The following is a 9,298-nucleotide window of genomic DNA, read 5'->3' as shown; positions in this document are numbered from 1 at the left end:
GTCCTGAGCATCTGAGACCGCTGACCCAGGGTCACCCAAGCCCGACGCCCCCTCCCCGCCACCACGGCGGGAAGGGGGCGTCGGGCTTTCCGCTGACGTGTCGACGGCCGACGGGCCGTCAGGCGGCGACGAACCCCCGGCTCACGGCCAGACCAGGCAGTACAGCTGGTGCCCCGCGTCGTGCAGCCGGTTCGCGAAGTCCTGCCACTCGTGCAGCATGCTGTAGATCACGAAGGCGTCGCGCGGGCCGCGGCGGTCCGGGACGGTGGACCAGATGAAGGCGGCGGCGCCGAGCTCGGTGTCGTCGGCCTTGCGGAGCGGTTCGACCACGGTGGGCGGGAGCTGGACCACCGCGTAGTCGGGGTGCAGGACCACCAGTTCGAGCGGCGGGACCTGGTGGAGCGGGACGCCGGTGATGCCGGTGAGCACCATGGCGCTCATCGTCTCGGGCTTGATCTTGGTGGAGAGGTGGCCGTTGGGGGAGCCGCTGGTCTCCATCAGGTCCCCGAGCCGGCCGAGCGAGCCGAGCTCGCCGGCGTCCAGCCCGAGGCCGCCCGGGCCGAGCGCGGTGGGGACTCTGGCGGCGGTCGCGCGGTCGGGTGCGCCGAAGTACTTGTACGTCACCCCCACGCGTCCTTCACCCCGCCTTCCCCTTCCCGCGCGGGCGGCCTTGTGGCCGGCCCCCGTGGCCTCCTCGAAGCCGTCCTGCTCCTCGGACACTCGGACCATCCTCACCGGAATTCGCCGGAATCGACAGACCCCCGGACCTCCGGTGTCCTGCCGCAGGTCCCGTTTACCCGTTATGTCTTGCTTGTGCGTCCGTAAACGGCCGCGCTCGACCCGATTGCGTGACGTCGCCCCCGCACCGGGCGCGAACACGCGCTCTCCAGTGTGCGGGATGAACCGAGCGTGGCCGCACACGGATCATCGTTCCAGATGATCGGCCCGGACATGCAGAGGTCCAGGACACGATTTGAGACCGGAGCCGTTTGAGAGGATGGGGTCTCGTGAGCTACCCCTATGAAGCACCTCAGTCCCAGTCGCTCTTCGAGCGCGCCTCGGTCGTCACCCCAGGCGGGGTCAACTCCCCGGTGCGCGCCTTCCGCGCGGTCGGCGGCACCCCGCGCTTCATGGTCTCCGGCACCGGTCCCTACCTGACCGACGCCGACGGACGCGAGTACGTCGACCTCGTCTGCTCCTGGGGACCGATGATCCTCGGGCACGCGCACCCGGCGGTGCTGGAGGCGGTGCAGCGCGCCGTGGTCCGCGGCACCTCCTTCGGCACGCCCGGGCAGGGCGAGGTGGAGCTGGCCGAGGAGATCGTGGCCCGGGTGGCTCCGGTGGAGCAGGTCCGGCTGGTCTCCAGCGGCACCGAGGCGACCATGTCGGCGATCCGGCTGGCCCGCGGCTTCACGGGCCGCGCCAAGATCGTCAAGTTCGCGGGCTGCTACCACGGTCATGTGGACGCGCTGCTGGCCGCCGCCGGTTCCGGGGTGGCCACCTTCGCGCTGCCGGACACCCCGGGCGTCACCGGCGCCCAGGCCGGCGACACCGTGGTGCTGCCGTACAACGACCTGGCCGCCGTCGAGGAGGCCTTCAAGGCGCACCCGGGCGAGATCGCCGCGGTGATCACCGAGGCCTCGCCCGGCAACATGGGCGTGGTCCCGCCGCTGCCCGGCTTCAACGCGGGCCTGGCCCGGCTCTGCCGGGAGAACGGCGCGCTCTTCATCTCCGACGAGGTGATGACCGGTTTCCGGGTGTCGAAGGCCGGCTGGTACGGCCTGGAGGCGGCGCACGAGGGCTGGGCGCCCGACCTGCTGACCTTCGGCAAGGTGATGGGCGGCGGCTTCCCGGCCGCGGCCTTCGGCGGCCGTGCCGACGTGATGGCCCAGCTGGCCCCGGCCGGCCCGGTCTACCAGGCCGGCACCCTGTCCGGGAACCCGATCGCCACCGCGGCCGGCCTGGCCCAGCTGCGCGGCTGCACCGACGAGGTGTACGCGACCGTCGACCGGGTCGCCGACACCGTCTCCGGCCTGGTCGCCGAGGCGCTGACCAAGGAGGGCGTGGCGCACCGGCTGCAGCGGGCGGGCAACATGTTCTCGGTCTTCTTCACCGAGGAGGAGGTCACCGACTACGCCGCGGCGAAGCGTCAGGAGGCCTTCCGGTTCACCGACTTCTTCCACAGCCTGCTGGCCGACGGGGTCTACCTGCCGCCGTCCGCCTTCGAGTCCTGGTTCGTCTCGGCGGCCCACGACGACCGCGCCGTCGAGAAGATCGCCGCCGCGCTGCCGGCCGCCGCCCGGGCCGCCGCCGCGGCCACCGGAAACTGAGAGGCCGTCGATGAGCGAGATCACGGTGGTGCACCTGATGCGCCACGGCGAGGTGCACAACCCCGAGGGCGTGCTCTACGGCCGGCTGCCCGGCTACCACCTCTCCGAGCTGGGGCGGGAGATGGCCGACCGGGTCGCCGAGCACCTGGCCGACCGCGACATCACCTACGTGGTCGCCTCCCCGCTGGAGCGCGCCCAGGAGACCGCGGCGCCGATCGGCAAGGCGCACGGCCTGCAGATCGCCGCCGACGAGCGGCTGATCGAGGCGGAGAACATCTTCGAGGGCAAGACCTTCGGAGTGGGCGACGGCTCGCTGCGCAACCCCGGCTACTGGAAGTACCTCACCAACCCGTTCCGCCCGTCCTGGGGCGAGCCGTACGTCGAGCAGGCGGTGCGGATGATGACCGCGCTGGCCGCCGCCCGGGACGCGGCCCGCGGGCACGAGGCGGTGGCGGTCAGCCACCAGCTGCCGATCTGGACCGCCCGGTCCTTCGCCGAGAAGCGCCGGCTCTGGCACGACCCGCGCAAGCGGCAGTGCTCGCTGGCCTCGCTGACCAGCTTCACCTACGAGGGCGACCGGCTGGTCTCCATCGGCTACCGGGAGCCGGCCCGCGACCTGCTGCCGGCCCACCTGATCGGCAAGGGCAAGAAGGGCGACAAGCCCGTCGGGAAGAGCTTCGGGGCCTAACCGTCCAGGCCGCTTAGGGGTTCTTTACACCCCCAGCTCAGTGGGGGTCCGACACGCAAGTGCGGACCCCCCTGAGCGGGCCAGAATTGCCATGCGAAACTTTTCACATGTCTGGTACGCCCCGCCTCCGCCTGGCCGCCGCGCTCACCGCGGCAGCCGCCGCCCTCACCCTCGCCGGCTGCAGCTCCGCCGGTGCCGGCAGCAGTGGTGACGCGCAGGCCGGATTCGTCACCGGGAACGGCGGGATCGACACCGCGGCGCCCGCGTCCCGCACGGCGGCGCCCGCGATCGGCGGGAACGACCTGGAGGGCAAGCCGGTCGCGCTGAAGGACTACGCCGGCAAGATCGTCGTGATCAACATCTGGGGCTCCTGGTGCTCGCCCTGCCGGGCCGAGGCCAAGGGCCTGGAGCAGATCTACGAGAAGTACCAGGGCCAGGGCGTCCAGTTCCTCGGGATCAACACCCGCGACACCGACGTGACCAACGCCGAGCAGTTCGAGTCCAGCCACGGGATCAGCTACCCGAGCATCTACGATCCGGACGGCACCCAGATCCTCAAGTTCCCCAAGGGTGCGTTCAACCCGCAGTCCATCCCGACCACCGTGGTGATCGACCGCCAGGGCCGGATGGCCGCCCGGGCGATGAAGGGCCTCACCCCGGAGGAGCTCGACTCGATGATCACCCCGGTGCTCGCGGAGCAGAAGTGAACCAGACGGTGCTGAGCGGCTCGCTGCTGCTCGCCGCGCCGATCGCGGTGCTGGCCGGCCTGCTCTCCTTCTTCTCGCCCTGCGTGCTGCCGCTGGTCCCGGGCTACCTCTCCTACGTCACCGGCTTCTCGGCCGCCGACCTGGCGGACGCGAAGGGCGGCCGGCGCGGCCGGATGCTGGCCGGCGCGCTGCTGTTCGTGGCCGGCTTCACCGCCGTCTTCGTCTCCGGCGGCGCGCTGTTCGGTTACTTCGGCCACACCCTGAAGGACTACCGGCACACCCTGAACATCGTGATGGGCGTGCTGACCATCCTGATGGGCCTGGCCTTCGCCGGACTGCTGCCCGGGTTCAGCACCCGCGAGGTCCGCTCGCACCGCCGGCCGGTGATCGGGCTGCTCGGCGCGCCCGCGCTCGGCGTGGTCTTCGGGGTCGGCTGGACCCCGTGCATCGGCCCCACCATGGGCTCGTTGCAGGCGCTCTCCTGGAACCAGGCCAGTGCCGGCCGCGGCGCGTTCCTGATGGCGGTCTACTGTCTGGGGCTGGGCATCCCGTTCGTCCTGGCGGCGCTCGCCTTCCGGAGGACGATCAGCGCCTTCGGCTTCGTCAAGCGCCACTACCAGTGGGTGATGCGGATCGGCGGCGCGATGCTGGTCGCCGTCGGCGTACTGCTGATCACCGGCGGCTGGGACTACCTGGTCAACCAGTTGCAATACATCGCCCCCAGCGGCGAGATCGGAATCTGACCGTGAGCGAGACCGACCTCCGGGCCGAGGCGAACGAGGCTGCCGAGGCCGCCGAGCGGCTGAGCAGCGCGCCGGTGGACAGCGACGGCCCGACCGGCATAGGGGCGCTGGGCTGGCTGCGCTGGACCTGGCGCCAGCTCACCTCGATGCGGGTGGCGCTGATCCTGCTCTTCATGCTCTCGCTGGCCGCGATCCCGGGCTCGCTGATCCCGCAGACCAGCGAGAACGCCTTCAAGGTGCAGACCTGGAAGGCCGCGCACCAGGGGGTCGCGCCGCTCTACGAGAAGCTCCAGCTGTTCAACGTGTACAGCTCGGTCTGGTTCTCGGCGATCTACATCCTGCTCTTCGTCTCGCTGGCCGGCTGCATCGTCCCGCGCACCTGGCAGTTCGTCGGGGTGCTGCGGGCCAAGCCGCCGGCCGCCCCGGCCAACCTGACCAGGATGCCGGTCTACGCGGCCTGGCGGACCGGGGCGGACCCCGCCGTCGCGGCGGCCGCGGCCGAGCGGCTGCTGAAGGCCCGTCGGTTCCGGGTGCACGGCGGTGGCGGCGCGGTGGCGGCGGAGAAGGGCTACCTGCGCGAGGTCGGCAACCTGCTCTTCCACCTGTCGCTGTTCGCCCTGCTGGCGGGCTTCGCCTGGGCCAGCCTGGCCAGCGGCCAGGGCGGCAAGCTGGTGGTCGAGGGCGGCGGCTACACCAACACCATGACCCAGCTGGACGACTTCTCCGGCTCGGCCTTCTACGGTCCCTCCGACCTGGACCCGTTCGGCTTCAAGCTGGACGGCTTCACCGACAAGTACCAGACCACCGGTGACCAGATCGGCAGCGCCCGGGAGTTCACCGCGCACATCCGGTACTGGGACGGCGCCGACCCGACCAAGCTCAAGGCCGGCGAGATCCAGGTCAACCAGCCGCTGGAGATCGGCGGCAGCAAGGTCTTCCTGATCGGCCACGGCTACGCGCCGGTGATCACGGTCAAGGACGGCAGCGGCAAGGTGGTCTACCACGACGCGGTGCCGTTCCTGCCGCAGGACGCCAACCTGACCTCCACCGGCGTGGTCAAGGTCGGCGACTACGGGCAGAAGGACGGCCAGAAGGTCCAGCTGGGCTTCCAGGGCTTCTTCCTGCCCACCGCCCCGGCCAACTTCGGCGTCAACACCGGTCCGCGCTCGCTCTTCCCGGGCGACGCCGACCCGGCCCTGGTGCTCACCGCCTACGCGGGCGACCTGGGCACCGACTCCGGCCTGCCGCAGAACGTCTACCAGCTGAACCTGACCCACATGACCCAGCTGCAGCAGGACGGGCAGATCGCCAAGGTGAAGCTGAAGCCGGGCGAGGGCTGGACGCTGCCGGACAACTACGGCTCCATCACGTTCGACGGCTACAAGAAGTGGGCCACCTTCTCGGTCTCGCACCGCCCGGGCAACACGGTCGCGCTGACCGGCGCGGTGCTGGCGATCGCCGGCCTGGTCGGCTCGCTCTTCGTGCAGCGCCGCCGGATCTGGGTGCGCGCGGTCGCCACCCCCGACGGGCAGACCCTGGTCGAGCTGGCCGGCCTGGCCCGCAGCGAGTCGGCGAAGATCGCCGAGGAGCTGGCCGAGCTGGCGGTGGACCTGCAGGACGACGCCCCCGCCCTGGACGAACCCGACGACGCCGACCCCGGGTCAGACCCGGCCGACAACCCGAAGGAGTAAGACGGTGTCCCTCCTCGCCTCCGGGGTCAACCCCCACCTGGCGGACATCTCGAACAAGTGCATCTGGTCGGCCACGGGCGTCTACGCCCTGGCCATGTTCGCCCACATGTTCGAGTGGACCTTCGGCAGCAAGGGCGCGGTGGCCCGCCGCTCGGTCGAGCAGGCCTCGCTGGCCGTGGCCGCCGCCGAGGCCGCGCAACCGGTCCAGGGCAAGGCCAAGAAGGTCACCGTCACGGTGGCCGCCGCCGACGGCGGCACCACCACGCTGACCCGCACCGCACTGGCCGGCGAGGGCGCCACGGTGGTCACCAGCGGCCGCGGCGAGGAGGCCGAGCTGGACGGCCCGGGCGCGGCCGGCACCAGCGAGCGGGCCGACCTGTTCGGCCGGGTCGCCGTCTCGCTGACCGTGCTGGGCCTGCTGCTGAACGCCGGCGGGGTGCTGTTCCGCGGCCTGTCGGTGATGCGCTGGCCGTGGGGGAACATGTACGAGTTCTCCTGCGCCTTCGCGGTCACCATGGTCGGCGCCTACCTGGTCCTGCTGGCGCTGGGCAAGAAGGTGCGCTGGCTCGGCCTGCCCGCGGTGGTGGCCGCCTGCCTCACCCTGGGCCTGGCCACCAGCGTGCTCTACACCGACTCCGAGCAACTGGTCCCGGCCCTGCACTCGTACTGGCTGGCCATCCACGTCACCGCCGCGATCATCTGCGGCGGCGCCTTCTACGCGGCCTTCGCCACCACGGCGCTGTACCTGGGCCGGGAGTCCTACGACAAGCGCAAGGCGGCCGGCCTGGTCGGCGGCCCGTTCCGGATCCCGGCCTCGGTCTTCGAGCGGCTGCCCGCCACCAGCACCCTGGACAAGCTCTCCTACCGGATCAACGCGATGGTCTTCCCGCTGTGGACCTTCACCATCATCGCGGGCGCGATCTGGGCCGAGGCGGCCTGGGGCAAGTACTGGGAGTGGGACCCGAAGGAGACCTGGTCCTTCATCACCTGGGTGGTCTACGCGGCCTACCTGCACGCCCGGGCCACCGCCGGCTGGAAGGGCCGCAAGGCCGGGTACCTGGCTCTGCTAGCGTTCGCGTGCTTCTTGTTCAACTACTACGGCGTCAACATCTTCGTCACCGGAAAGCACTCCTACGCCGGGGTGGGCTGACGCCGCGTCCTTGGGGGGACCGATGGCCTGTCCGACGTGCGGCGGCGAGAACACCGCGACGGCCCGTCAGGTGTACGAGCGGGCGGTGGCGCTGCCGGCCGGGTGGGACCCGGCCCTGCTGGCGCCCCCGCCCGCGCCGGTGGACCCGGCGACCCTGGAGCTCCCGGCCGCCCGGCCGCCGATGAACGGCCGGACCAGGGCGATGCTGATCATCGGCGCCCTGCTGGTGGCCTACTGGGTGTTCGACGAGGCCGCCGGCCTGGGCAGCACCGACGTCGGCGACCAGACCTACCAGGCCGGCTGGGCGCTCGGGCACCTCATCAAGCTGCTGGCCGGGATCGGGCTGCTGATCGGCGGCGTCGCCGGCTACCGGAACCGGCGCTGGGCGGTGGGCGACCCGGCCGACCTGCAGCACCTGCACCTCCACAACCGGGCCGTCTACACCCGGCGGGCACAGGTCTGGGAGCACGCCCAGGTCTGCCTGGACTGCCCGGGCGCCTTCTTCGCGGCGGGGGTGCTGCGCCCGGACTTCCCGGCGTCACCGCTGATCGGGTTGGGTCAATTTCCGGTCATGGTCGCCACGATGGCTGACCGGGCCTTCGCGGGGGCAGCCTGATAGAGGCGCGCAGCAACGGCTGTGCCAAAGTGGGGCGTACCGGTGCCAAACCGGTGCGTCAGCAGCGAGGAGGCCGCGACGTGGACAGCGACGAGATCATGCTGACGGTGCGGATCACCGTCGCGGACCGCGCGCTGTTGCGGCAACTCGCCCAGGGGCACCGGAGCGACGTGTCCGAGGTGGTCGCCGACGGGCTGCTGGACGTCCTGCCGACGCTGTGCAGCCCCGACGCCGCCTTCCGGCTGCTGGCGGTGCTGACCGAGCCGGCCCCCTGCGGTCTGACGGTCTGGCTGCCGGCCCCGCTGGCCGACCTGCTGGTGCCGGCCGCGGCCCGGGTGGCGCTGACCACCGGGGTGCGGCTGGGCTGCGGCAGCGCGATGCTCGGCGGGGCGCTGCGGCTCTGGCTGGCCCAGGACCCGAGCCTGCTCGCCGACCACCTGCGGGTGATGCACGCGGGGCGGCCGTCGGCGCTGCTGGCCGCCTGACAAACCCGGGTGACCGCCGCCGGGCCGGACCGCCAGGATGGCGGCATGAGCAACGGCGAATGGACCGTCACCCCCGTCCCGGTCGACCACCCGGACGCGGTGGCGGTGGTGCGGGCGTACCTGACCGAGATCGTGGGGCGCTACTGGGGCCGCCCGGCCACCGGGGCCGAGGTGGACCAGGTGCTGCGGGAGGAGCCGTCGACCGGCCTGGAGACCTTCCTGATCGCCCGTCAGGGCGGTCGGGTGGCGGGCTGCGTCGGGCTGCGCCGACTGGACGCGGCCACCGGCGAGGTCACCAAGGTCTTCGTGCACCCCGCCGCGCGCGGCCGGGGTGCCGGCGCGCGGCTGCTCGCCGCGGTCGAGGCGGCGGCGGGCCGGCGGGGGATGGCGGTGCTGCGCCTGGACACCCGCGCCGACCTGGTCGAGGCGCGGGCGCTGTACGCCCGGGCCGGCTACCGGGAGATCCCCCGGTACAACGACAGCCCCTACGCGGCGCACTGGTTCGAGAAGGAGCTCCCGCCGGTGGCGGCTGCGGCCGTCAGGCCGCCCACTGCCAGCTGACCGGCGAGTAGTACGCCGGGCGGCGCTCCAGCCGCTGCCAGCGGGCGATCGGCTCGACCACCGCGGTCGGGGCGGTCGGCTGGGCGGCGGCGCGGGCCATCAGGACGGCGGTCAGGGCGGCCAGTTCCTCGTCGGTGAGGCTGCCTCGGGTGACGCGGACGAGCGGCTCGCTCATGGTCTCTGGTTCTCCTCGGAAGAGGTGGTCGGACGGATCGGGGGGTGCCGCGCCTGCTACATGGGGGGGTTGCCGTGCTTGCGGCTGGGGAGGTCGGCGTGCTTGGTGCGGAGCATGGTGAGGGCGGCGGCGAGGACTTCGCGGGTTTCGGC

General features: G+C 72.1%; 11 protein-coding genes. 9 read left to right on the top strand and 2 right to left on the bottom strand.

Annotated elements, in window-relative coordinates; genetic code table 11:
* Positions 1 to 141: 141 nt before the first annotated feature.
* Positions 142 to 729 (bottom strand): hypothetical protein, encoded by a 588-nt coding sequence (locus tag ACFW1A_RS34060; protein ID WP_380415992.1) that lies wholly within the window; start codon positions 727 to 729, stop codon positions 142 to 144.
* Between the two features lie 278 nt (positions 730 to 1,007).
* Between ACFW1A_RS34060 and hemL the strand changes: the two genes are divergently transcribed.
* The 9 genes from hemL (at position 1,008) to ACFW1A_RS34015 (ending at position 8,971) form a co-directional block, all read left to right on the top strand.
* A complete protein-coding gene (gene hemL, locus ACFW1A_RS34055) occupies positions 1,008 to 2,330 on the top strand; it encodes a glutamate-1-semialdehyde 2,1-aminomutase (RefSeq protein ID WP_380415990.1) in 1,323 nt (440 codons plus the stop codon).
* 10 nt (positions 2,331 to 2,340) lie between these two features.
* On the top strand, positions 2,341 to 3,018 hold the full coding sequence (locus ACFW1A_RS34050; RefSeq protein ID WP_380415988.1) for a histidine phosphatase family protein: 678 nt from the start codon (positions 2,341 to 2,343) through the stop codon (positions 3,016 to 3,018).
* Between the two features lie 107 nt (positions 3,019 to 3,125).
* Entirely contained in the window at positions 3,126 to 3,725 is a 600-nt protein-coding gene (locus ACFW1A_RS34045) for a TlpA family protein disulfide reductase (RefSeq protein WP_380415985.1), read from the top strand.
* Positions 3,722 to 4,468 carry a cytochrome c biogenesis CcdA family protein gene (locus ACFW1A_RS34040; protein WP_380415983.1) on the top strand — a complete coding sequence of 249 codons (747 nt, stop codon included), beginning with the start codon at positions 3,722 to 3,724 and terminating at the stop codon, positions 4,466 to 4,468. Before ACFW1A_RS34045 ends, ACFW1A_RS34040 begins: the two co-directional genes overlap by 4 nt.
* Positions 4,469 to 4,470: 2 nt before the next feature.
* The gene (locus ACFW1A_RS34035; RefSeq protein ID WP_380415980.1) at positions 4,471 to 6,159 is read left to right on the top strand and encodes a cytochrome c biogenesis protein ResB; all 1,689 of its coding nucleotides are present in this window, start codon (positions 4,471 to 4,473) and stop codon (positions 6,157 to 6,159) included.
* A 4-nt stretch (positions 6,160 to 6,163) separates the two neighbouring features.
* Positions 6,164 to 7,309, top strand: a complete 1,146-nt coding sequence (gene ccsB, locus ACFW1A_RS34030) for a c-type cytochrome biogenesis protein CcsB (RefSeq protein WP_380415978.1) — start codon at positions 6,164 to 6,166, stop codon at positions 7,307 to 7,309.
* A gap of 22 nt (positions 7,310 to 7,331) precedes the next feature.
* Positions 7,332 to 7,925 (top strand): hypothetical protein, encoded by a 594-nt coding sequence (locus ACFW1A_RS34025; protein ID WP_380415976.1) that lies wholly within the window; start codon positions 7,332 to 7,334, stop codon positions 7,923 to 7,925.
* 80 nt (positions 7,926 to 8,005) lie between these two features.
* A complete protein-coding gene (locus ACFW1A_RS34020; RefSeq protein ID WP_380415974.1) occupies positions 8,006 to 8,410 on the top strand; it encodes a hypothetical protein in 405 nt (134 codons plus the stop codon).
* 45 nt (positions 8,411 to 8,455) lie between these two features.
* A complete protein-coding gene (locus ACFW1A_RS34015) occupies positions 8,456 to 8,971 on the top strand; it encodes a GNAT family N-acetyltransferase (RefSeq protein ID WP_380415972.1) in 516 nt (171 codons plus the stop codon).
* Here ACFW1A_RS34015 and ACFW1A_RS34010 read toward each other — a convergent pair.
* Positions 8,949 to 9,146 carry an acyl-CoA carboxylase subunit epsilon gene (locus ACFW1A_RS34010; protein WP_380415970.1) on the bottom strand — a complete coding sequence of 66 codons (198 nt, stop codon included), beginning with the start codon at positions 9,144 to 9,146 and terminating at the stop codon, positions 8,949 to 8,951. The two genes, ACFW1A_RS34015 and ACFW1A_RS34010, sit on opposite strands and share 23 nt — an antisense overlap.
* Positions 9,147 to 9,298 lie beyond the last annotated feature (152 nt).

Origin of the sequence: Kitasatospora sp. NPDC058965 (assembly GCF_042741245.1) — a bacterium.
In the GTDB taxonomy this organism is placed as follows: domain Bacteria; phylum Actinomycetota; class Actinomycetes; order Streptomycetales; family Streptomycetaceae; genus Kitasatospora.
Note: the sequence above shows the minus strand (reverse complement) of the source record. Positions and strands in the feature narration are given on the sequence as shown.